Source organism: Neptunomonas antarctica, from assembly GCF_001305295.1.
In the GTDB taxonomy this organism is placed as follows: domain Bacteria; phylum Pseudomonadota; class Gammaproteobacteria; order Pseudomonadales; family Balneatricaceae; genus Neptunomonas; species Neptunomonas antarctica.
Genome location: NZ_LJSI01000042.1, coordinates 27,127 through 49,717 on the forward strand (window position 1 = coordinate 27,127; position 22,591 = coordinate 49,717).

General features: G+C 47.6%; 19 protein-coding genes. 9 read left to right on the top strand and 10 right to left on the bottom strand.

Features of this window, described 5'->3' with window-relative positions:
* From Nant_RS10105 to Nant_RS10125, 5 genes are all read left to right on the top strand, one after another.
* Complete coding sequence (locus Nant_RS10105) at positions 1-387, top strand: response regulator (protein WP_054341528.1); 387 nt, start codon at positions 1-3, stop codon at positions 385-387.
* Complete coding sequence (locus Nant_RS10110; protein ID WP_082400176.1) at positions 366-2,081, top strand: sensor domain-containing diguanylate cyclase; 1,716 nt, start codon at positions 366-368, stop codon at positions 2,079-2,081. Before Nant_RS10105 ends, Nant_RS10110 begins: the two co-directional genes overlap by 22 nt.
* A 165-nt stretch (positions 2,082-2,246) precedes the next feature.
* Entirely contained in the window at positions 2,247-5,771 is a 3,525-nt protein-coding gene (locus Nant_RS10115; RefSeq protein ID WP_054341530.1) for a PAS domain-containing hybrid sensor histidine kinase/response regulator, read from the top strand.
* A gap of 14 nt (positions 5,772-5,785) precedes the next feature.
* A complete protein-coding gene (locus Nant_RS10120) occupies positions 5,786-9,271 on the top strand; it encodes an EAL domain-containing protein (RefSeq protein WP_076496007.1) in 3,486 nt (1,161 codons plus the stop codon).
* Positions 9,272-9,586: 315 nt separating this feature from the next.
* Positions 9,587-9,862 (top strand): hypothetical protein, encoded by a 276-nt coding sequence (locus Nant_RS10125; RefSeq protein ID WP_054341531.1) that lies wholly within the window; start codon positions 9,587-9,589, stop codon positions 9,860-9,862.
* An 8-nt stretch (positions 9,863-9,870) separates the two neighbouring features.
* On the opposite strand, the gene Nant_RS10130 is transcribed toward Nant_RS10125, so the two are convergent.
* Positions 9,871-10,704 (bottom strand): enoyl-CoA hydratase-related protein, encoded by an 834-nt coding sequence (locus Nant_RS10130; RefSeq protein WP_054341532.1) that lies wholly within the window; start codon positions 10,702-10,704, stop codon positions 9,871-9,873.
* A gap of 170 nt (positions 10,705-10,874) precedes the next feature.
* Here Nant_RS10130 and Nant_RS10135 point away from each other — a divergent pair, with 170 nt between their 5' ends.
* Positions 10,875-11,357 (top strand): hypothetical protein, encoded by a 483-nt coding sequence (locus Nant_RS10135; RefSeq protein WP_054341533.1) that lies wholly within the window; start codon positions 10,875-10,877, stop codon positions 11,355-11,357.
* Positions 11,358-11,435: 78 nt separating this feature from the next.
* Here the strand turns inward: Nant_RS10135 and Nant_RS10140 are convergent, their stop codons facing one another.
* Entirely contained in the window at positions 11,436-11,999 is a 564-nt protein-coding gene (locus Nant_RS10140) for a hypothetical protein (RefSeq protein WP_054341669.1), read from the bottom strand.
* Positions 12,000-12,179: 180 nt separating this feature from the next.
* Complete coding sequence (locus tag Nant_RS10145; protein WP_054341534.1) at positions 12,180-13,778, bottom strand: isocitrate lyase; 1,599 nt, start codon at positions 13,776-13,778, stop codon at positions 12,180-12,182.
* Between the two features lie 173 nt (positions 13,779-13,951).
* Between Nant_RS10145 and Nant_RS10150 the strand changes: the two genes are divergently transcribed.
* On the top strand, positions 13,952-14,893 hold the full coding sequence (locus Nant_RS10150) for a LysR family transcriptional regulator (protein ID WP_054341535.1): 942 nt from the start codon (positions 13,952-13,954) through the stop codon (positions 14,891-14,893).
* 85 nt (positions 14,894-14,978) lie between these two features.
* Here the strand turns inward: Nant_RS10150 and Nant_RS10155 are convergent, their stop codons facing one another.
* The 5 genes from Nant_RS10155 to Nant_RS10175 form a co-directional block, all read right to left on the bottom strand.
* Entirely contained in the window at positions 14,979-15,782 is an 804-nt protein-coding gene (locus Nant_RS10155) for a ComEA family DNA-binding protein (protein WP_143773525.1), read from the bottom strand.
* An 85-nt stretch (positions 15,783-15,867) separates the two neighbouring features.
* Complete coding sequence (locus Nant_RS10160) at positions 15,868-17,004, bottom strand: cupin domain-containing protein (protein WP_238377115.1); 1,137 nt, start codon at positions 17,002-17,004, stop codon at positions 15,868-15,870.
* Between the two features lie 23 nt (positions 17,005-17,027).
* Entirely contained in the window at positions 17,028-17,279 is a 252-nt protein-coding gene (locus tag Nant_RS10165; RefSeq protein WP_054341538.1) for a hypothetical protein, read from the bottom strand.
* 4 nt (positions 17,280-17,283) lie between these two features.
* On the bottom strand, positions 17,284-18,021 hold the full coding sequence (trmJ, locus tag Nant_RS10170; RefSeq protein ID WP_054341539.1) for a tRNA (cytosine(32)/uridine(32)-2'-O)-methyltransferase TrmJ: 738 nt from the start codon (positions 18,019-18,021) through the stop codon (positions 17,284-17,286).
* Between the two features lie 65 nt (positions 18,022-18,086).
* On the bottom strand, positions 18,087-18,923 hold the full coding sequence (locus tag Nant_RS10175) for an alpha/beta fold hydrolase (protein WP_054341540.1): 837 nt from the start codon (positions 18,921-18,923) through the stop codon (positions 18,087-18,089).
* 172 nt (positions 18,924-19,095) lie between these two features.
* Here Nant_RS10175 and Nant_RS10180 point away from each other — a divergent pair, with 172 nt between their 5' ends.
* Positions 19,096-19,410, top strand: coding sequence for a DUF6172 family protein (locus Nant_RS10180; RefSeq protein WP_054341541.1), 315 nt, complete (start codon positions 19,096-19,098; stop codon positions 19,408-19,410).
* Between the two features lie 403 nt (positions 19,411-19,813).
* Positions 19,814-20,344: a hypothetical protein gene (locus Nant_RS10185; protein WP_054341670.1), complete on the top strand. Its 531-nt coding sequence runs from the start codon at positions 19,814-19,816 to the stop codon at positions 20,342-20,344.
* A gap of 106 nt (positions 20,345-20,450) precedes the next feature.
* On the opposite strand, the gene purB is transcribed toward Nant_RS10185, so the two are convergent.
* Together purB and hflD are read right to left on the bottom strand one after the other, a co-directional pair.
* Complete coding sequence (gene purB / locus Nant_RS10190; RefSeq protein ID WP_054341542.1) at positions 20,451-21,815, bottom strand: adenylosuccinate lyase; 1,365 nt, start codon at positions 21,813-21,815, stop codon at positions 20,451-20,453.
* Positions 21,816-21,904: 89 nt separating this feature from the next.
* The gene (gene hflD, locus Nant_RS10195; RefSeq protein WP_054341543.1) at positions 21,905-22,588 is read right to left on the bottom strand and encodes a high frequency lysogenization protein HflD; all 684 of its coding nucleotides are present in this window, start codon (positions 22,586-22,588) and stop codon (positions 21,905-21,907) included.
* Positions 22,589-22,591: the final 3 nt, after the last annotated feature.

Here is a 22,591-nt window from a genome sequence, read left to right on the forward strand (position 1 = left end):
ATGCAGACTCTGGAACGTATTCTATATGCTGAAGATGAACCCGACATCCGACAGGTGGCGTCGCTTGCACTGGAAGTGGTGGGCGGCTTTACGCTGAAAACGTGTAACACGGGTCTGGAAGCGGTGGCGGAGGTTGAGGCGTTTGCGCCACAACTGCTGTTGTTTGATGTGATGATGCCCGATATGGACGGTCCGAGCGCATTGGCAAAAATTCGTGAAATGGATGCTTACCGAAAGACACCAGCAATCTTTATGACGGCTAAGGTTCAACCGAATGAAATACAGCGTTATCTGGATATGGGGGCGGTCGACGTGATAGCCAAACCTTTTGATCCTATGACGCTGGCTACGCAAATAGGTGACATATGGGCAAGAACTCAACATTGATGCTAAGTACCCGGCATCACGAACCCGATATTCAGGCGGCATTGGCTGTATTAACACAGACGGTTGCTAAGAAGCTTCCAGGCAAAGTTAAAGCGATTCGACAAAGCTGGAAAATGCTTAAATCTGTACCGGCCGATGAGGCACTATTTGAGGTTTTTCATCGCCAGGTCCACACGCTGGCAGGAACCAGTGCAACTTACGGCTTTGAAGCCGTCGCTGATGTTGCCCGCATGATTACATTACGTTTGCCGGAAACTCAGCAGGTGGATTGCTTGCCCGTGGATGAGATCGATTTTTTGCTGGAAAAACTGGCGACAGCACTCGGTAGTGAGACTGTAGAAAAAGCGTCTGCTGTGGCACCAATAGAACCCCATAATATGACCTTGTCTTTGGGTCGTTCCCGGGATAAATTGATTTATCTGGTGGATGATGATATCGATTTTCTTCGTAACATGGTCCTGCAAATTCAGAACTTTGGCGATACCGTTGTGGCCTTTTCTGATCTGGCCTCATTTGATGAGGCGCTGGAACGCCAGGTGCCGGATATCGTCATAATGGATGTAGTACTGGATGAAAAGCCTAAGGCGGGGATTGAGCATATCGCGCGCGTTAATGCCAAACGAATGCAACCGCTAAAGACCATTTTTATTAGTGGCAGTCAGGATATTGAAATGCGTCTTGCTGCGGTGCGTGCCAATGGTCTGGCTTACTTCCCCAAGCCGATAGCGGTGGCGGCTCTGGTTGATGCTATTGCAACATTCACTCATCAGATTACGGAAGAACGTTATCGCATTTTGATCGTTGATGATGCACAAGAGCAATCTGCATTTTCAGCCCTGATTTTACAACAGTCGGGTATGGAAACAATAGAAGTCAACGCTCCGTTGCTACTGTTGGATGTGCTTGCTTCATTCCAGCCTGACCTTATCCTGATGGATATCTATATGCCGGGTTGTAACGGCTTGGAGTTGAGTCAGGTTGTCAGGCAGATGGATACTTATGTCAATGTGCCTATTGTATTTTTATCCTCTGAGGCAGACCTGAAGAAAAAACTGGGTGCTATGAGTCTGGGGGGCGATGATTTTCTGAGCAAACCAGTGCTGCCGTGGCACCTGACCTCTGCCATCACCAGTCGGGTTAAGCGTGGGCGAATGATTAGCAAGTTGGCCGACACGGATGGATTGACCGGCTTACTTAACCATAACAAGAGTAAAAAGAGACTCGAAGCTGAACTTACCCGGGCCAAGCGTGAGAAAATATCACTCTCTATTGTCATGTTAGATCTGGACTTTTTCAAGCATGTGAACGACACATATGGCCACCCGGCGGGTGACCGGGTACTCAAGAATCTGGCTAATTTGCTTAAACAGAACTTGCGTCAGTATGATGTTATTGGCCGTTACGGCGGTGAAGAATTTTTGGTAGTGCTGCCTAATGCTGATGCCTTAACCGCAAAAATCGTTATGGATAAACTAAGGATCTGCTTCAGTGAAATGAGTCATTTAAGTGATGAAGGGGTTTTTCGTTGTAGTTTTAGTTGTGGTATTGCCGCATTTCCTGATCTCGACAATGCCAGTGACCTCATTGAAGAAGCGGACAAAGCGCTATATGAAGCAAAAGATGGAGGCCGTAATCAGGTCGTTATTAGTACTGAGCAAAATTTATTTGGTAATAAGGGAACCGATGATTCATAAAGGGTCGGGTCAGCGTGCTTAATAAATAAGCACGAGCGTAACAAGCGCTCTGAGGGGCGTGATTATAGGAGAAGTACCATAGCCAGGAAAATTGCTGCCCCGTGTGCTACCGAAACGATCGATGACTCGTCAGATGTCCCGACGGACGAGCGTCAGCAGGATACTGTGCTAACGGCAGAAGCCCTGCAACGTGCGATTTTCAACAGCGCTAATTTTTCCAGCATTGCCACTGATGTTAAGGGCGTAATCCAGATTTTTAATGTCGGTGCCGAGCGTATGCTGGGTTACCTTGCGGCCGAAGTGATGAACAAGATCACGCCCGCCGATATTTCCGATCCGCAAGAAGTTATCGCGCGTGCCAAGGGGCTCTCTGCTGAGCTGGGCGAGCCGGTAGAGCCGGGGTTCGACGCGTTGATTTTAAAGGCTTCACGCGGCATTGAAGATATCTACGAATTAACCTACATCCGCAAGGATGGCAGCCGTTTCCCGGCGGTAGTGTCGGTTACGGCACTACGCGACGAACAGAGTAGTATTATCGGTTATCTGTTTATCAACAGTGTCGGCAAGCAGGCGGAAGACGCGCTGCTCAAGGCGGGGGCTCTGCAGAGTGCCATTTTCAACAGCGCCAACTTTTCGAGTATTGCTACTGATGCCCATGGCGTGATCCAGATATTCAATGTGGGTGCCGAGCGTATGTTGGGCTTCACGGCGGATGAGGTGATAAACAAGATTACGCCTGCCGATATTTCTGATCCGCAGGAAGTTATCGCGCGAGCCAAAGGACTCTCTGCTGAACTGGACACACCGATAGAACCGGGATTCGACGCGTTGGTGTTCAAGGCTTCACGCGGCATCGAGGATATCTACGAATTAACCTATTTTCGCAAGGATGGTAGTCGCTTCCCAGCGGTGGTATCGGTTACAGCCTTGCGTGACGAGAAAAATGCCATCATCGGCTATCTGCTGATCGGCACTGACAATACCCTGCGTAAAGAAGCGGAAGCGGAGCAGATGATTCTTGATCAGCGCCTGCGTGACCAGCAGTTCTATACCCGCTCTCTTATTGAGTCTAACATCGACGCGCTGATAACGACCGACGCGAAAGGTATTATCAGTGACGTCAACAAGCAGATGGAAGCGCTCACCGGTTGTACACGCGACGAGTTGATAGGTGCCCCGTTTAAAAATTACTTCACCGATCCGGCGCATGCCGAGGCAGGCATCAATCAGGTGCTGGCCGAAGGCAAGGTCACCGACTATGAACTCACCGCGCTTAGCTGGAGCGGCAAGAAAACCGTGGTGTCTTATAATGCCAGCACCTTCTACGATCGCGACAGAAAATTGCAGGGCGTATTCGCCGCCGCGCGCGATGTTACTGAGCGTAATCGGATGATGGTCGAGCTGGAAAACGCCAAAGTAGTCGCGGAAAAAGCGAGTCTCTCAAAGTCGGACTTTCTGTCGAATATGAGCCACGAAATACGTACACCGATGAACTCTATCATCGGTATGTCGCATCTGGCGCTGAAAACTGAGCTGACGCCGCACCAGCGCGATTACCTGAAAAAGATTAAGGGGTCGGGCCAATACCTGATGCGCCTCATCAACGACATCCTCGACTTCTCAAAAATCGAAGCAGGCAAAGTGGTTGTTGAGAAAATCGGTTTCGATCTGGAAAAAGAACTTGAAAATATCGCGAATCTGATCGCCCCGAAAACCGCTGCTAAAGGGCTGGAACTTGTTTTCGATATTGGCCATGACGTGCCCAATGAGTTAATCGGCGATCCGATGCGCTTAGTACAGATACTGATCAATTACGCTAACAATGCCGTCAAGTTCACTGAGTCGGGTGAGATTAATATCATCATCCGCGTGCGTGAAGAAAGCGACAAGGATGTGTTGCTCTACTGTGCCGTGCGTGACACTGGCATTGGCATTACTCCTGAGCAGCGCGGGCAACTGTTCCAGTCTTTTCAGCAGGCAGATACGTCGATCACACGTAAGTATGGAGGTACCGGACTTGGGCTGGTTATTTCAAAAAAACTCGCGGAACTGATGCACGGCGATGTGGGTGTCGATAGTGAGTTCGGCGCGGGTAGTACGTTCTGGTTTACTGTTCTTCTTGGTAAGGGAGCAAGAACTAAACCTCAACGGGTATTGAGAGCGGAGATGAAAGATCGTAGAGGATTGGTGGTCGACGATAATGATAACGCCCGCTCGGTGGTTAAGAATCTGCTCGAAAACATGCATCTGATTGTTGACGAAGCATCCTCCGGGCAAGCGGCGATAGATGCTGTAGTGCGCGCCGAAGCGCAGAGTCAGGCTTTCGACATAGTTTTTCTCGATTGGCTGATGCCCGGCATGGATGGCGTCGAGACGTTACGCCAACTGCGCGCACGTTCATCAAACTCTTTACCCTGTATGGTCATGATGACGGCCCATGGTGATGAGGACGTCATCAAAGAAGCCGAAGCGGACGGTCTGGATGACGTCCTCATTAAGCCGGTGAATGCTTCCGTACTGTTTGACAGTGTTATGAACGTTCTGGGTGATAGAGGTTCAGTGCGCAGGAAACTGCGTGATAATACCTCGCTGGCGGAGACCAATCTCTGCGCTATCAAGGGGGCTCACATTCTTCTGGTCGAGGATAACGAGCTCAATCAGGAGGTGGCCTCAGAATTACTGCGCGATGCCGGCTTTAGCGTTGATCTGGCCGAGAACGGGGAGGTCGCCGTACGTAAGGTTAAGGAAACCCTCTACGATATCGTGCTAATGGACATGCAGATGCCGGTGATGGACGGCATAACGGCCACGCGGGAAATCCGCAAGCTGCCGCAGTTTGCACAGTTGCCTGTGGTCGCTATGACCGCCAATGCGATGGCAGATGACCGTAAGTGTTGTTTGGAGGCGGGCATGAACGATCACATCCCTAAGCCTGTCGAACCGGACGATCTTTGGACAGTACTGCTAAAGTGGATCAAGGTGCCGCCTGAGGCCGACGACAACGTATCGACCGCAAGCCTGCCTGCACACGGCCATCAACAACAGCGGGCAGGCTCCTCTCATCTGACAACGAATACCAGGGCAATTGAAGCGGATTTGCTGGCGATAAAAAGCATTGATGTGGCGCGCGCCATCCATCGCTTCGGGGGCAAAGCAGATGCCTACCGCAAGCAATTGCGGCGTTTCCGGGAACATTACCACAGTGCGGTCGACAAATTGCAACGCCTGGTCGCAGATAAAGGCATGGCGGCGGGCGAAGAGTTTTGCCATGAGTTTAAAGGGGTTTGCGGCACGCTCGGTGCGCATACATTATTTGCCGCTACTGATACGCTGGATGTGTTACTGAAGCAGGGCAAGAAGCCAACGCCTGCTCAATACAAAAGTCTGCAGTATTTGCTACAGCAGGTTATGGCCGAAATTGAGGGGCTCAACACCTCTGCCGCGAATCCTGAAGCAGGAACTTTGCTTGCGCCCGACAGGTTGCTTACCCTGCTGACAAGGCTGGCCACACTACTGGAAAGTGATCTGGGGGAGGCCGAATCGCTGCTGGTGGTAATGCGAGCAGGGGTTGTCGGTGGTGAATGCGAACAGGCAATGACTGAGATCGCTGCCCAGGTGGACAAGTTTGCCATTGACGACGCGCTTGCTCAGATCGATAAATTGTGTACGCTTCTGCGTGCTGAAGCATGAACAAGGACGCTATCATGACAGATCTTGGCTTTGATAAACCCGACGGCGATAAACCCAGAATACTTGTCGTGGATGATGCCAGTGATAATCTGCATGCGATGATGAGTATGCTGGGTGACAGTTACGCTGTTACCGCCGCGATTAGTGGGATAAAGGCGCTGGAATTAGCAGTGCATAAACCGCAACCTGATCTGATATTACTCGATATTAAAATTCCTGACATAGATGGCTATGAGGTATTGCGCCGGCTGAAGATTGACTCGCTGACAGCCGACATTCCGGTCATTATCGTTACCTCTTTGTCAGAATCCGAAGATGAGGCCCGGGGGCTCAGGATGGGTGCCGCTGATTACATCGGCAAACCGGTCAACCCCGATTGGTTGAAATTAAGGGTGCTCACTCAGTTAGAGTTGCGGCGCTACCGCCGAAAGCCGATGCTGCCGGTGGTGAGCCCCGATGGAATACCGCCAGAAAAATTCTCTGTTTTGGTCGTTGATGATGTGCCGGAAAATATTCATCAGCTCATTAGTGCATTGAGCGATGAATATCGCATCATGGTTGCTGACAATGGCCCAAAAGCTATTGAGATGGTGCTGGGGTCAACTCCTCCTGATTTGGTGTTGCTGGATATTCTGATGCCGGACATGGACGGCTTTGAGGTATGCAGACGCATTAAGGCGACAGAGCTGGGCAATCAAATCCCCGTTATTTTTCTTAGTATGGTCGAAGAGTCATGGGAAAAACTCCGGGGGTTTTCCATTGGGGCTGCCGATTTTATTACCAAACCGTTCGATATTCATGAAGTTCGCGCCAGGATCCGAACTCACCTTGAGTTGAGCCTATTGCATCGCTTTTTTGAGCAAACGGTCTCGCAACGCACTGCCGCGTTAAAGCAAAGTGACAGCCAGCTATCTGAAGCCTTGAAAATTGCCAAAGTGGGTTATTGGGAATATGAGTTTGCCAGCGAAAAATTTTTATTTAACGACCAATATTACTCGTTGCATAAAATAACAGCGGAAGAAGCGGGAGGATACCACATGCCTTCAGCTGATTTTGTTCGTCGCTACGTTCATCCTGAGGATGCACCAGTGGTTTGTCAAAATATCAAACGGGCTTTTGAATCTGTCGATCCGAATTACTCTGCGGCAATAGAAACTAGAATATTGAGCGGCAATGGCGAAATTATCTGGGTGGATGTCCGTTTTAAAGTTGAAAGTAATACGGCAGGACAGGCCATTCGTTTACAGGGTATAAGTCAGAACATCAGCGCACGCAAGCAGACCGAGCAGATAGAGCAGACATTACGAGCCAGTGATGAACGCTTTAAAACTATGTTTGTGCAAGCGCCCCTGGGTATTGCCTTCATCGATTCTCTTTCTGGGAATCACTGCGAAGTCAATTCGCGTTTCGCAGCGATTGCCGGTAGGTCAATAGAAGAGATGCTGAGTCTGAATTGGATGCAGATTACCCACCCGGATGACCTGCAAGCAGACCTTGAACAAATGGCACTGTTGAATGCTGGTAAGATAAACGGGTACCAGATGGAGAAACGCTACGTTCGTCCCGACAATAGCAGTGTCTGGATTAATATGACGATCAGCCCATTGAATGTTGAAGATAAGGAACCTCCGCGCCATCTCAATATGATTGAGGACATTACAGAGCGCAAGTCAGTAGAGTCAAAGATTAAATATCTCAACCGCGTATATGCCATGCTGAGCGACATTAATAGCTTGATTGTGCGGGTACAGGACCGTAACGAATTATTCAGAGAGGCATGCCGCATTGCTGTCGAGAAAGGCGGATTCCACATGGCCATGCTATGTATAGTGGACAGGCAAACCAAAAAAATAGTGCCGGTCGCTACCGCTGGTCAGGATGACGAGCTCCTGAACAGCATCAAAGACTTTCTGGGCTCGAACAAAGATGTATCAAATACTATGGTCGCCACGGTGATCAGAGAGAAACAGTTTATCGTTTCCAATGATTCGTTAAACGACCCCAGAATCTTGTTCGGTAAAAAATATGTCGAATGCGGCGTTCGCTCGATGGTTGTTTTACCGCTGATTGTTGCAGACGAAGCAGTGGGCGCGCTGGCTCTCTACTCCGGAGAGTTTGAATTCTTCCACGAAGAAGAGCTGAAATTATTGATAGAGCTGGCTGACGATATCTCGTTCGCGATCGATTACATCGATAAGCAGGACAAACTTGATTATCTCGCCTACTACGATGCACTTACTGGACTCGCCAACCGGAGTTTTTTTTCCGAACGGATAGTGCAGCACATGGATAGCACTGTTTGTAGCGGCAACAAACTTGCCTTGTGCTTGATTGATCTGGAACGCTTTAAAAACATCAACGACAGTTTGGGTCGTTCGTCGGGTGACGAGCTGTTAAGACTGGCGGCAGATTGGTTAACGAACCACACCGGGGATGTCAAACTGCTGGCGCGACTTGATGCAGACCATTTTGCTTTACTGCTGCCGGAAATAAAGCGAGAAGGTGACGTGATACGTCTCATCGAAGACATGGTGCAAGCTTTTAATGATTATTCGTTCCGCCTTAATGACGCCGATTTCCGGATCGCCACCAAAGTCGGAATCGCGCTATTCCCGGACGACGGCAACAATGCCGATACCCTGTTCAAAAATGCAGAAGCTGCGCTCAAGAAGGCTAAGGCGGGCGGCGAGCACTATCTGTTTTATACCCAGAAGATGAACGAAGCGGTGATCAGCAAGCTGACCCTGGAAAATCACTTGCGCCAAGCGATCGATAACGAAGAGTTTGTGCTCTACTACCAGCCTAAGATGGATCTCCTGAGCGGTCAGATCCGCTGTGCCGAAGCACTGATTCGCTGGAACGATCCGCGCACCGGTCTGGTGTTTCCGGGACAGTTTATTCCGATTCTGGAAGAAACCGGGTTAATTTATGAAGTCGGGCGCTGGGCGTTGCACAAAGCCATTGCAGATAACCTGCGCTGGCGCAAAGCGGGGCTGCCTGCCATTCGTATTGCGGTAAACGTGTCTGCACTGCAACTACACCGTCAAAGCTTTATCTCCGAAATCGAAGAGGCGGTTGCTCTCGATGCACAGGCCGCCCAGGGGTTGGAACTGGAGATCACCGAGAGCATGATCATGGAAGATATCGAGCGCAATATCGATAGTTTGAAAGCGATCCGTGCCATGGGTATCACCATCGCCATCGATGACTTCGGCACAGGTTTCTCCTCGCTTAGCTACCTTTCCAAGCTACCGGTGAACACCTTGAAGATTGATCGAGCCTTCGTGGTTGAGATGACCACAGGATCAGAGGGATTGGCGCTGGTGGCGACTATCATCAATCTGGCGCATGCCTTTAAGCTCAAGGTGGTTGCAGAAGGGGTCGAAACTGAGGAGCAATCGAGTATGCTTCGGGTCCTTGGCTGCGACGAAATACAGGGGTTCTTATTAAGCAAAGCAGTGCCGTGCGAGGAGTTTGAAACTAAGTTTCTGGTGCCATAATCGGTTCGGATATCTTAGACACACATAGGTGCATTGATCGGTTTTTCAACGTATTTGGGCATGGGGGTTGGTCCGGTAAACAGTCTGCTGGCTTCACCCTAACTTTAGACTCGAACCCAGACAGCACTATTCACCAGGAGTCATGCCTTTATGACATCAGCAGAAACAACCTCCATTGTAATTCTGGGCGCAGGGCCCGCAGGTGGAGCGGTTGCTCTGGGCCTTAAAAAACTGGGCTATACAAACATCATTTTTGTGCAATGATCGGATCAGCCTTTTTGGGACGCTCGTGCCCAGTGGCCAGATAATCAACCGATGCATCAACAACCTGATATAACAAAACTACAGGTGAAGACACTGCCCGTGGTCAATCAGGGTTTGATCGATGCGGTCGATGTCGTCACTTCGCCAGATCAGCCTCTTGGAGTGTGGCATCTTAATGGGATTCCTCTTGCACCTATTGTCCGGGCTTACCAAAACAACCCGGACGATTTAGCTGTAATACAGGAGCAATGCGAAGTTATGTTGCTTAATAAGCAACAACAAGGGCAAGTTGTTCAATGGCTGATAGGGCAAGGTGGCCGGTTTTAGTTGCTTAGTTATTTTCCCTGATATTTTCCAGGCCGTTTTTCAACAAAAGCAGTGACTGCTTCCATGTGGTCTTCAGTGTTATGGCACATACCTTGAAATACGGCACATAGATCCAAAAACTCTGCGAGCTCTTGTCGTTGGGCTGCTTTCATCAAGCGCTTGGTCATGCGCAATGCCTGAGGGGGTTTAGCGGCAATTTGCTGAGCCAGTTTCATTGCGGTTGGCATCAACTCTTCTGGAGTAACAACATCCAGTAACAGACCCATCGTTTTGGCTTCATCTGCTTTTACCAGTCGGCCTGTAAAGGTCATCTCTGCCGCTTTCTGATAGCCTATAAGCTTCTGTAAGAACCAGGCACCGCCATCGCCGGGGATAATCCCCAGGTTAACGAACGTTTCGCCGAGTAGCGCATCAGTAGAGCCAATGCGCATATCACACATGCAGGTCAGGTCGAAGCCTGCGCCAATGGCAGCTCCGTTAACGGCGGCAATAACCGGAACTTCGCAGTTGTATACGGCTAATGGGATTTTTTGAATACCGCGTCGATATTTGTTCTGAATCTCATACACATCACCACCAAAAGCGCCATCACGGTACTCTCCCTCGCGCTCAAGCATCTCTTTGATATTGCCCCCGGCAGAAAAGGCTTTACCTGCACCGGTCATAACCAGTACCGATACGTTATCGTTTTGGTTAACCCATTGGATGGTAGTAAGAATGTCATCAATCAGGTGAGTGCCTGTTAATGCGTTGCGTACATCATCGCGATTGAAGGTTAACAATGCGATACGATTACTCAGTAGAAGTGTGGCATCCGTAAGTTGTGGTAGCGTAGTAGGCATAATCAATTCTCTGTTTTTTCTTAAGAATACGTGATATTTCAGTACAATTTAAGGGAATTCCTTTATATTCATCAAAACAAAACAAACAACCGTTTGATTGTTTAAAAGTTTGTTTTGAAACATACTCGTCTATATGGAAATAAGGGAATATGAAAATCAGGAAGTAAGTCATGAACGATACGGTAAAAGGAATATCCATTTTAACAATAACTGCTGTTGCTATTACCTGGGTGCTGAACACTAGTAACCATGGTTGGGATATTCCGCTATTTGCCTTTAATGGCGGTGGTGAAAATCGGGATATTTTGCAGTTACAAAAAACTATTCTTGCTGGCGGTGACCCAACCTTAAGGCAGCAACCTACTGCATCCGGTGTGCCTGAGGCCGTCGTGTGTTATCGCGGCTGGGTGTCTGTCGATGATAAATCCGTCAACCTTATTCAGCAGCCTTACGTTAGTGTGGTCGATCAGTCACAGATGTATGTGCGGGTGATAGGGCAGAATATAATGCTTGAACTGTCAGTTGATGATAATGAAACGGCTCGTCTATCCGAAAACGTTCCTGTTGCTGTTGCATTTGAATTGGCTGATATCACCGAACAAGAGCAGCAGGATTGCACGCCTAAGAATTTAGTAATAACCTCTTTGGAATAAAAAACAATCGTCACATGTCTTTAAACCTGATTAAAAGACATGTAAGTCATCATGCTATAAATACCATTATAAGTAGCATTAGCCCGTAATTATATCCAGGCATGCAACACCAATATCCTCAGTAAAATAAGCCATGCCGAGTTTACTTAAGTACTCCATACGGTCTGCTCTCATCAGATCTATTTCAGGTACACTGAAACTATTCTCCTGATAAATACCCGCCAGATAAGCCATAAAATTTTCACCCTCTTTGACTAACAATAAGCTAGCTGCGCCGACATCGGGCTTTACTTGGGCACTCAATGCTTCGGGGAATGTTACTGCAATAACGACTGGCTGCTCATCACCCTCAACCCGCACACTGCGGTCTCTCACCGTTTGTTTTGCCCAGTAAAAAGCTAATTCTTTACTTTGCGTCAGAAAAACCGGCTCAACCGATTCCGTATAGTTATTACCGATAGTAGCCATAGTTTTTTTGGCAGCATCCTTTAGCGCTTTATCACCGGATCGTTTCAGACCTTGCTCTTTAATTGAGTCGACCAGCGCCGATGAGGTACCGTGATACCAGATATCGCTGGTAGTAAACCCTTGTTCGGTTAACAAATATTTAGCATCTTTAAGAAAAGCAGGTGTATCAGACATATTCAACATCACTTAATCAGTATGTAGTAAAAAGCAGGTTTGAATTCTAACCTAAAAAGCCAGTAGATTCTTTCGTAGACATAAAAAAGGCGACTCCTTATATAAGGGCCGCCTTTTATGTCTAAGGGTGGACTATGCCATGGTTATGGAGCAACCAGAGCACTTTCCTTAAAGCTAATTCTAGCCGAACTGGTTAGACGTATTTTTCGCGCCGCCAGCTTTCAGAGCGTTCTCACCAGCAAAGTATTCTTTGTGGTCATCACCCATGTCTGAACCAGACATGTTCTGGTGCTTAACACAGGCAATACCCTGACGGATCTCTTTGCGCTGTACGCCAGCAACATAACCCAGCATACCTGCTTCACCAAAGTACTCTTTAGCCAGGTTGTCAGTAGACAGTGCAGCTGTGTGGTAAGTCGGCAGAGTGATCAAGTGATGGAAGATGTTTGCTTCACGAGCAGTATCAGCCTGGAACGTACGGATCTTGTCGTCGGCACGTGCAGCCAATTCTGTCTCGTCGTATTTAACATCCATCAGGCCTGCGCGGTCGTAAGCAGATACGTCTTCACCGGCTGCAACCATGGCGTCAAACGCCTGCTGACGGAAGTTCAGAGTCCAGTTGAAAGAAGGTGAGTTGTTGTAAACCAGCTTAGCATCAGGAATTTCTTTACGCACTTCGTTCATCATGTCGGCGATGTCTTGAACGCTTGGCGTTGCAGTTTCGATCCAAAGAAGGTCGGCACCGGCTTTAATCGCTTCGATAGAGTCAAATACGCAACGTTCTTCACCTGTACCCTGACGGAACTGATACAGACCAGAAGGAAGGCGCTTAGGACGAACCAGCTTACCGTTACGGTTGAAGCATACATCGCCTTCAGCCATGTCAGCTACATCGATTTCTTCAACGTCAAGGAAAGAGTTGTAACGATCACCTTGATCGCCAGGCTCTTTAACAACAGCGATTTCTTTAGTCAGGCCAGCACCTTCAGAGTCAGTACGTGAAACGATAATACCGTTGTCGACACCTAGCTCAAGGAAAGCATAACGCAATGCACGAATCTTAGAATGGAAGTCAGCGTGAGGAACCGTTACTTTACCGTCCTGGTGACCACATTGCTTTTCATCTGCAACCTGGTTTTCGATCTGCAGTGCACAAGCACCGGCTTCGATCATCTGCTTAGCCATGATGTAAGTGGCTTCAGCGTTACCGAAACCCGCATCGATATCAGCAATGATTGGTACAACGTGAGTCACATGGTTGTCAATTTTATCCTGAACAGCCGCTGCAGCAGTAGCATCGCCAGCTTCACGAGCCGCGTCTAGTTCGCGGAAAAGACCGCCGAGTTCACGTGCATCAGCTTGGCGCAGGAAGGTGTACAACTCTTCTACCAGGCTGGCAACGGTAGTTTTTTCGTGCATAGACTGGTCAGGCAGAGGACCGAAGTCAGAACGCAGGGCCGCAACCATCCAGCCAGACAGGTACAAGTAACAACGATCAGTTTGGCCGTTGAAGTGTTTCTTAATAGAAATCATCTTCTGCTGACCGATAAAACCATGCCAGCAACCCAGAGACTGAGTGTACTTAGTCTTGTCAGCGTCGAAAGCGGCCATGTCAGCGCGTATTACGTCAGACGTGTATTTAGCAATGTCTAAGCCGGTTTTGAATTTGTTCTGTGCACGCATGCGGGCCACAGATTCAGGATTAATAGTGTCCCAAGGAGAGCCGTTCGTTTCACGAAGCGTAGCAACTGTATCGATATCTTTTGTGTAATTTGACATGGTTAGTTCCGTCTGGTTGTTGAAGGTAGTCACAAACTGCCTTGGTTAACGTTGAGATCATTATATGGAAAATTCCAGTATAATTGAAATCAATGTCAGTTATGTCTGCCATTCATGTTGTGAATGTACGGATATGGGCGCAGGTATTATAAAAAAAATATTGGGTAGTCGCTATGAACCTTGATCACATAGACCTTAATTTATTGATATATCTTGATGTTTTATTGCGTGAGCGCAACGTTACCCGCTCAGCGAGCTTACTGGGCATTACCCAGCCAGCGATGAGTAATAGTCTTAAGCGTTTACGAGAAACATTTAATGATCCGATACTGGTGCGAACCAGTGATGGAATGATGCCAACAGAGCGTGCGCAGCAGATGCAATCGTCGGTCAGGCAGATCCTTGCCAGTATTGAGCAGGTAATTGAACCCACGACTGAGTTTGATGCCACGTCTAGTGACCGAGTCTTTCGTATCATAACAAGTGATTACGGAGAATCGACATTAATACCTTATGTACTTGAGAGATTGGCACAAGAAGCGCCGGGGGTCGTTTTAGATATTCTGAACCCCAGTGATATGAGTTTTCTTGAAGTCGAGCAAGGTCAGGTAGATTTAGTGATTAACCGATTTGACAGTATGCCTCAGTCTTTTCATCAGGTGACGCTATGGCATGATTCCTTTTCTTGTTTATTCAGTGTCAACAATCCAGTGGCTCAAGACTTTGCGCTTGAAAGTTACCTTAAGGCGAATCATGTCTGGGTGAGTAAAACGGGCATGGGTGCGGGCATGGGCATCACACCTAAAGATACCAATCGACTTGGCCGGGTCGATGAGGCGCTATTACGAATGGGTTATAAACGTCATATTTCAGTGTTCACCCGTCATTATCAATCAGCCGCCTTGCTGGCAGAACAAAAAGGGCTGGTGGTCACCATTCCAACGCGCGCGGCTTTAGCTCAGCAATATAACCCTCGTGTGGTGATTAAGCAGCCGCCGTTCGACATTCCGGCATTTGAATTTAAAATGGCATGGAGTCCATTACTCCAGCACAACCGGGCGCATCAGTGGCTGAGACGTTTGATTATTGATATTGCTCAAGCGTCGTCAACTTAATAATGGGTTCTAGCTGATTATTTGAAATAAGATGATCACAGGGCTATCGAAAAACCCGAGTAGCCCTGCTGTTTTTTTTAGCAGCTTATAAAGACAAAAACTCACGCATTTTCTGCAATAGTTTAGGTCCCATACCTTTGGCTTTTACTGCCTCGTCAAGAGACATAAAAGGTCGGGCGGCCACCATATTAAGTGCCAGTTTTTTCGACATCCCTTTAACCGTTTCAAGCTGGCTGAGCGTCGCATTATTAATAGATACTTTGGCGTCTATATCAGGATTGATGTCTGCTTTTACGCTTGTCTTTTTAGTCAGTGTTTTCTGAACAGGCAGCTCAAGTTCTGCAGCTGGTTTAGCCATGGGCTCCTGATCAGCGCTATGGGTATCAATGCTGATTTTATCTGAAGCATTTTTGTTGCCGGTAAAATCAACCGTAATAACGTTGTCGGTTTCGCTGCGGCTTATGACCGGTTTCGTATTAATACTATTGGTGTTGACGATATAAGGCGCATTAAAATTTACATAGTCTCGGGTGATGTAGCCGTTGCCGTGCCACTCTCGCAACATGAGAGTGAGGTGCCACGTTCCATCAGAGGGTGCCTGGAAGGGCAGGTTGTAGTGATTGTTGGCGAGAAAATATTGATCGGATAATACGCCAACGGCTGTGGTTGCCAGCGCAATTCCGTGGAAACCGTTACCGTTATAAGGCTGTTCCAGTGCCCATAGCTCCAACGCTAACGTGCCACTTCTACTATGAGTGGAACGAAGGTTAGAAATTTTGCCGACATTTATCATTACCCGGTCTTGTATGATTTTATATCCACACCCGCCGGATAAATTAAGGTTAGCGATGGTAGTTGTTACCGGGCTAAGCTGGCTTATTACGTTCACGTACAAAGGTCCTTGTTTATATGTTTTAAAAAGCGCCTTTTAAAGGCGCTAGAGCATTACTTAAAGAGAGCATTGGTTGAGAGGTTTATTCTTCGCCGTAAAGTGCTTCCATGTTGTAAAGCTCGGTGACTACTTCCTGTGCTTCTCGTGTCGGCACATCTATGGCGCTGATGGCCGGTAAATCACAGAGTGCACGGGCAAAATCGACAGAGTCCGGAGAAATTTCGCAGGCGATACCGTTGACGAAGAGCACGGCGCCGCCATCCTGCTTCTCGCGGTAAGCAAATCGGCTGCCTTCTGAACGATACAGCAAACCGCCGTCCTCCAGGTACTCTGTTAATACTTCAACAGCATACAGCTCGGCATCTTCAGATGGGCCGGATTGTTCGGGGTATTTTTGTTCGGTCATGTACTCGCCAAACCAGTTTTCCAGTAAGTCCGGTTCATTCAGGTAAGTTGTCATGATGGAACGGACTTTCTCGATGTCTGTTTGCAGAATCTGGCCAGGGCTACTCTGTAATGTGAGGTCGGGATCACTATAGCGGGTTTCGCTTTTAAGCTGTTCGCCCACATAATCAGTAAATTGACGCAATATATCGGCATGTGAAGGTGCACGAAAACCGACAGAATAGGTCATGCAGTTATCTGATTCCGCCGTACCGTTATGGCCAAGGCGTGGCGGAACATAAAGCATGTCGCCAGGATTCAGGATAAATGTCTCTTGTGCGTCCCACTCGGGCAGGATCATAACCGGTGTGTCATCGCGGCGAGGTGAGTCTTCACCAAAAATACCACCGATTTCCCAACGGCGCTGGCCACTGGCCTGGATCAGGAAAACGTCGTAATTATCATAATGCGGGCCTACGCCGCCACCTTTGGTCGCATAGCTGATCATCAGATCATCAATGCGCCAGCTGGGAATAAATCGAAATTGTTCCAGTAATGCGTTGGCTTCAGGTACCCAGTGGTCGACGGCCTGAACCAGTAACGTCCAATGTGATGCAGGTAAGCTGGAGAAACGCTCATCAGAAAAAGGACCGTTTTCAAGCTCCCAGTTTGTTCCCCCGGCATTCTGTAAGACCAGCCGTGATTCCACATCGTCCTCACAGGCTAAGCCTGCTAGTTCGTCTGCACTTACCGGCGGCTCAAAATCAGGAAAAGCATTACGAATCAGCAGCGGTTTTTTCTGCCAGTAATCACGCAGAAATGTTTCTACGGACATATCACCCAAGGGGAAATTAGATATCATCTTTTCAGTAACTCAACTAGTTCAATGGCGGCGTCTTCAAGTTCGGCCATAATTTTTCGCTTATCTTTGGCCGCAACCGCAGCAATACGATTATTACCTATGACTCTGGCGCATTTTTGAATTTTTAGTGCGCACGCCTGAATGCCGCCTAAGTTGTTTTCGTAAGCGCTCATCTCTGCAGCAACCGCTTCGAGACCGGCTTGCAGGCGGCGTGCATCTTCTTGAAGGCTTTTAAGGTTTGTATGCATCGGATTAATCCTTTTTATGATTCGATGATAATCGTTCTATGGTCTCCTGAACCGATGTCAGGATTCCGCGTAGCATGCCAAGTTCTGCTTTTTCCGGCCGCGTTCGGTTAAAGTAGCGTTTTAATTTAGTCATCGCACGTCCTTCATGCTGAGGAATAATGAAGTGGGTGGCTTTGATCACTGTTTCGAGGTGCTCATAAAACAGCTCCATTTCTTTCTGACGCGGATACTCAAATGTCGCTTTTTCTTTTGCGGGCGCTTGGGATGCCATCCAGATCTCGTAGCTCAAAAGTTGTATTGCCTGAGACACATTTAATACCGGATATTCAGGGTTGGCCGGAATATACACATGGAAGTTACACAACTGCAGTTCTTCGTTCAATAAGCCCATAGTTTCACGTCCGAAAATCAGTGCTATTGGCCCCTGAGGCGCTTCGCAAATAATTTTATCAGCACAAGTACGGGCATCCAGAATAGGCAGGTCAAATGTGCGGTTACGCGCGCTGGTGCCAATCACTAAGTGGCAATCTGCAATTGCTTCTTTTAACGTACCAACAACCGTTGCGTTATCCAGTACATCTTTAGCGCCAGCGGCTCGGGCATCGGCTTCTGCGCTCGGGTGTTCGCGAGGGTCGACCAGCCATAGCTGTGAAAGACCCATGTTTTTCATCGCACGAGCAGCCGCACCAATATTGCCGGGGTGAAATGTATTGATCAGCACTATTCGAACATTGTTAAGCATATAAATCAGACCATTAGAATTAGGGCGCTATTATTTGGACGCTATTATAAAGGAGAGACACGTCGTCACAAAGCCTCAACAAAGCGATTCAGATCATAAATGAAACGTTCTTTGTGCCAGAGGTGGGGAGAGTGGTCTGAATCAGGATAAATATACAGCTCAGAATCGGCAATAGCCTCCGCAACCCACTGTTGAACATCCTGGTTATAAAACTGACTTTCATCGCCATATATAAGCAGGGTAGGGCAGTGGATCTGTGGTAGCACGTCACGATAATCTTGCTGGGTTATACTTACCCAGCATCGTGTCAGTAAGGTACCCGGCAGTGTTTTTAAATAGTCTCGCATCTGCTGGAAGCCGCGTGAGTTACTGTCATAGTTTTCACGCGATCGGCGGTTATTGCCGAAAGCAATCAGTTCTAAGACACCTTCTGCAAAGTCGGTTGTAAAGCGCTGTATTAAATGTTTATTTTTAGTTTCATCAAGGTTGCCATATACGCCATGCTTCCATTGAACGTCGACAACCAGTTTAGGTGACTGGTCTATAATACACAGGCCTTTAAGGCGTTTTTGGCCATGACGGCGAATATATTCCCATGCGGTTAGTGCGCCCATCGAATGCCCAATCAAGACGACGTCATGCACATCAAGATGGTTTAATAGTTCATTAAGGTCGTCAGCCATGCGGGGTAACGTCATTTCTGTGTCTGTTGCGTAAGCGTGCTTACCATGTCCGCGGGCATCCCAGCAGATAACGCCGTGCTTTTCAGATAGTTCAGAAGCAAACGGCAACCATTCACGCACACTTGCCGTCCATCCATGCAGAAACACCAGTGTCGTATCGCCAGCACCAAGAGAGATGTAATGAATAGAGGTATTGTCTGTTGCTTTTAGAATTTCCATTTAGGACCACTGTAAAAATGAGGGCAGAAAAATTTAAACCTGTTTATCATACCGAATTCTACACAGCATAAGCACTCAGTGCCCATCGCTACTAGAACAAAAGTAACGTAAAATAGCAGTAACGCTCCGTAATGTCTGAGCTGCTCTTTTGGCGGCTCTTTTTAGGATAAACATGAAAAAAACATTTGTACTGTCTCACCCAAAAATCAAATATGCCCGTTTAATTGATGCCGCTAAAAGTGATGCAAAAAAATATGTAAAAAGAGAACGGAATAAGCATTTACCGAAGGGTTCTGATTTTTGGGATTTTGATTGTAAGTTTGGTCATACTGAGTCAGAAGCTAAAGAGATCCATTTGTCAGATATCAGTAAATGTATCGATGAAGTTGAACAGCTTGAATTAACTTCATTTTATCTCGAGATACTGGTGAAACCTGCTACACGTGTCTTTGTACCCAGAGATGAAGACGAAGACGACGAGTTTTAATTTAACTCTATTCGTTGCAGATAAATCGGTACCCGATTCCGCGTACCGATTGAATAGGCATGGCCTTGTCGCCTGGTTTTTTGTGCAAGGCTAGTTTTCAAGTGCGCCAGGCTTCATTGTACATGTGGCTCCTGCACGCACCCTTTGATATTGATCCTACAATCGGGTAATTCATGTCTCCTTGGCTTGAATTTCTTGCCTCCGTTGCGTGCTCAAAAATACCTCCTGCCGTCGATATGACCCAAGAACTAACGATTAGAAGGTTTGTTTCGTCACATCCTTATCCATTTTTATTGAGTTTTTGTTAAGTTTTTGTTGAGTTTTCATTGAGCTTGCGACGGGTTCTCATCAGGAAATGAGTGTGGTTATACTGGAAGATGAAAATAAAAAAAGAGGAATATTTATGCGTATTTTAACGGTGATACTCGCTATCACAGCAGGACTGCTTGCTTTTCCTGCGATAAGCGATGAATCCAAAACTGATAAAATAGAACGTGCTTCCTCAGCGGCGCCGTCAGATTTAAGCGATAAAGCAACCATTGTGGATGTGGATGGCTCGGTTCTGAAACAGGGAGAGTCTGATTGGAGTTGCATGCCTGGTATTCCGGTGGTTGCCGGAGATATGCACCCCATGTGCAACGATGCCGTTTGGCGTGAATTTATGAAAGCTGCTGCGACGGGTGCTCCCTTCGAAACAGACCGTATTGGTATCTCCTATATGCTAAAAGGTGATGCAATGGTCAGTAATTCAAACCCCGCAGCAACAGATCCTGGAAATGGAGATGTCTGGGTTCAGGAGGGCCCGCATATTATGGTGGTTGTACCACAGGCAGTGTTGAAAGGTCTTTCAGATGATCCTTATAACGGTGGTCCTTATGTGATGTGGAAAGATACCCCTTATGCTCACATCATGGTGCCCATTGTTAATAAGTAACACAGTAAGAATGAAAAAAACACAAAAACAGTGACATAAAAAACGGGGCCATGCATTAACATGGCCCCGTTTTCTGATCCGTCACTTTACTGCATAGAATAAAGGTTTAGATCTTTTTAGCTTGCTCTACAGCGTTACCGATATAGTTATGCGGTGTGAGCTGTTTCAGGGCGTCTTTAACATCTTCTGGCAGTTCGAGCGTATCGATAAATGCCTGAATGGTGTTTTTATTCATTGTCTGGCCACGGGTGAGGGCTTTCAGTTTTTCGTACGGTTCTTCAATCGCGTAACGACGCATAACCGTCTGGATTGGCTCAGCCAGGACTTCCCAGGCATTTTCCAGATCCAGATCCAAACGCGCTGCGTTCAGCTCTAGTTTGCTGATGCCTTTAAGCGTGGATTGATAAGCAATCATGCTGTAACCAAAACCAACACCCATGTTACGCAGAACAGTAGAGTCGGTCAGGTCGCGCTGCCAGCGAGAGATTGGCAGTTTAGTGGCCAGATGTTGCATGATGGCGTTAGCGATGCCCAGGTTGCCTTCTGAATTTTCGAAATCGATAGGATTCACTTTATGCGGCATCGTTGATGAGCCCACTTCGCCAGCAATTGTGCGCTGTTTGAAGTATCCCTGTGAGACGTAACCCCAGATATCACGATCAAAATCGATCAGGATCGTGTTGAAGCGACATACAGCATCAAACAATTCTGCGATGTAATCATGTGGTTCGATCTGAGTCGTGTACGGGTTCCAGCTCAGGCCAAGGGTGTTGATCATGGTCTTTGCATTAGCTTCCCAGTCGATATCAGGATAAGCAGACAGGTGAGCGTTGTAGTTGCCCACAGCACCGTTGATCTTGCCCAAAAATTCGATCTGGCCCAGTTGTTTGATCTGGCGCTGCAAGCGATAGGCAACGTTAGCCATCTCTTTACCCACGGTGGTAGGCGACGCTGTTTGGCCATGTGTGCGTGACAGCATAGGCTGGCCGGCATGGTCGCGGCCCATCTGTGCGATAACATCAGATGTTTGCTGCATCATTGGCAGAACGGTGCTTAAACCATCCTTCAGCATCAAAGCGTGTGAAAGGTTGTTGATGTCTTCTGAGGTGCAGGCAAAATGTACAAATTCGCTGATCGCTGCCAGTTCGGCATTGTCTTTGAATTTATCTTTGATCATGTACTCAACCGCTTTCACATCGTGGTTGGTGGTGCGCTCGATCTCTTTAACGCGTTCAGCGTCTGCTTCGCTGAAGTCATCAACAATGCTGTTGAGCAGAGCGTTTGCTGACTCGCTCAATGCAGGGACTTCAGGGATCTGTGCATGAGCGGCCAGTTGTTGTAACCAACGGATCTCAACCAGAACACGGTTACGGATAAGTCCAAATTCACTGAAGATAGGGCGCAGGTCAGCAGTTTTGCTGCCATAACGACCGTCTACCGGAGATACGGCAGTGAGGGCAGAAAGCTCCATGTATATCGTCTCGCTGTTGCTAAAGGGTTAAAAAAAGAGCGCGATTATAGCGGATAAAAGTTCAAAAATCTGTAGTTCGACGCGGCTAGTTAGTCTGTGTTGGATTTTTGGCTCATGATTTTATGTAAAGAGGGCCGTAGGCGTGAACGGAAAAATAACAGATGCCAGCGATTGCCTCCCACTTGACGCCACAGCATTGCTGCACGTATACCGGCTAACAGTAGCGCACGAATACGGGCGGCATTTTCAGCATTTTGCAGATGACGAGGGTCTCCGCCTACCTGTATACGAAATTTGAACGAGCTGATCGTATCCTGATAAAGACTGCCGATATTGGCGACAACATTGGAATGCGTATAAGACGATGGATTATCCAATGGGCTTTCATGTTCTGGATTAAAATAGCGTGCTTTCTCTTTAATCGCATCAATCCGGGTGCCGATGGTATTAAGCATCTCTTTATTTTTAGACAGCTTTTGTTCCAGCATAATCATACTGAGAACATAATTGGTAACACTGTTGCTCTTCGGATCTTTCTTCTTTTCTACCACGTCATTCAGTGCTTTCAGACCCATACTGAGATTATACGGCAGCTCGCGCACACCGCCAAAAATGTCTTCGGTGATTTTTGGGTCAGTAACAAACAAACTATAAAGGCTGGTTTCCAGGCTGTTTTGCGGCACCATGCCGCGGTTTGCGATCTGATCAACGAGTGTAGCGGCCTGAAAAATGGCGGCTAATGCGATGGTTTGTTCGTCATGCGCTCTGGACATTGT

Coding starts and splice junctions, on each gene's coding strand:
- hflD (WP_054341543.1), bottom strand. CDS start 22,588: ATGTCCAGAGCGCATGACGAACAAACCATCGCATTAGCCGCCATTTTT.
- Nant_RS10105 (WP_054341528.1), top strand. CDS start 1: ATGCAGACTCTGGAACGTATTCTATATGCTGAAGATGAACCCGACATC.
- Nant_RS10130 (WP_054341532.1), bottom strand. CDS start 10,704: ATGCCTACTACGCTACCACAACTTACGGATGCCACACTTCTACTGAGT.
- Nant_RS10140 (WP_054341669.1), bottom strand. CDS start 11,999: ATGTCTGATACACCTGCTTTTCTTAAAGATGCTAAATATTTGTTAACC.
- Nant_RS10120 (WP_076496007.1), top strand. CDS start 5,786: ATGACAGATCTTGGCTTTGATAAACCCGACGGCGATAAACCCAGAATA.
- Nant_RS10185 (WP_054341670.1), top strand. CDS start 19,814: ATGCGTATTTTAACGGTGATACTCGCTATCACAGCAGGACTGCTTGCT.
- Nant_RS10165 (WP_054341538.1), bottom strand. CDS start 17,279: ATGCATACAAACCTTAAAAGCCTTCAAGAAGATGCACGCCGCCTGCAA.
- Nant_RS10150 (WP_054341535.1), top strand. CDS start 13,952: ATGAACCTTGATCACATAGACCTTAATTTATTGATATATCTTGATGTT.
- Nant_RS10175 (WP_054341540.1), bottom strand. CDS start 18,923: ATGGAAATTCTAAAAGCAACAGACAATACCTCTATTCATTACATCTCT.
- Nant_RS10145 (WP_054341534.1), bottom strand. CDS start 13,778: ATGTCAAATTACACAAAAGATATCGATACAGTTGCTACGCTTCGTGAA.
- Nant_RS10135 (WP_054341533.1), top strand. CDS start 10,875: ATGAACGATACGGTAAAAGGAATATCCATTTTAACAATAACTGCTGTT.
- trmJ (WP_054341539.1), bottom strand. CDS start 18,021: ATGCTTAACAATGTTCGAATAGTGCTGATCAATACATTTCACCCCGGC.
- Nant_RS10125 (WP_054341531.1), top strand. CDS start 9,587: ATGCATCAACAACCTGATATAACAAAACTACAGGTGAAGACACTGCCC.
- purB (WP_054341542.1), bottom strand. CDS start 21,815: ATGGAGCTTTCTGCCCTCACTGCCGTATCTCCGGTAGACGGTCGTTAT.
- Nant_RS10160 (WP_238377115.1), bottom strand. CDS start 17,004: ATGTCCGTAGAAACATTTCTGCGTGATTACTGGCAGAAAAAACCGCTG.
- Nant_RS10110 (WP_082400176.1), top strand. CDS start 366: ATGGGCAAGAACTCAACATTGATGCTAAGTACCCGGCATCACGAACCC.
- Nant_RS10180 (WP_054341541.1), top strand. CDS start 19,096: ATGAAAAAAACATTTGTACTGTCTCACCCAAAAATCAAATATGCCCGT.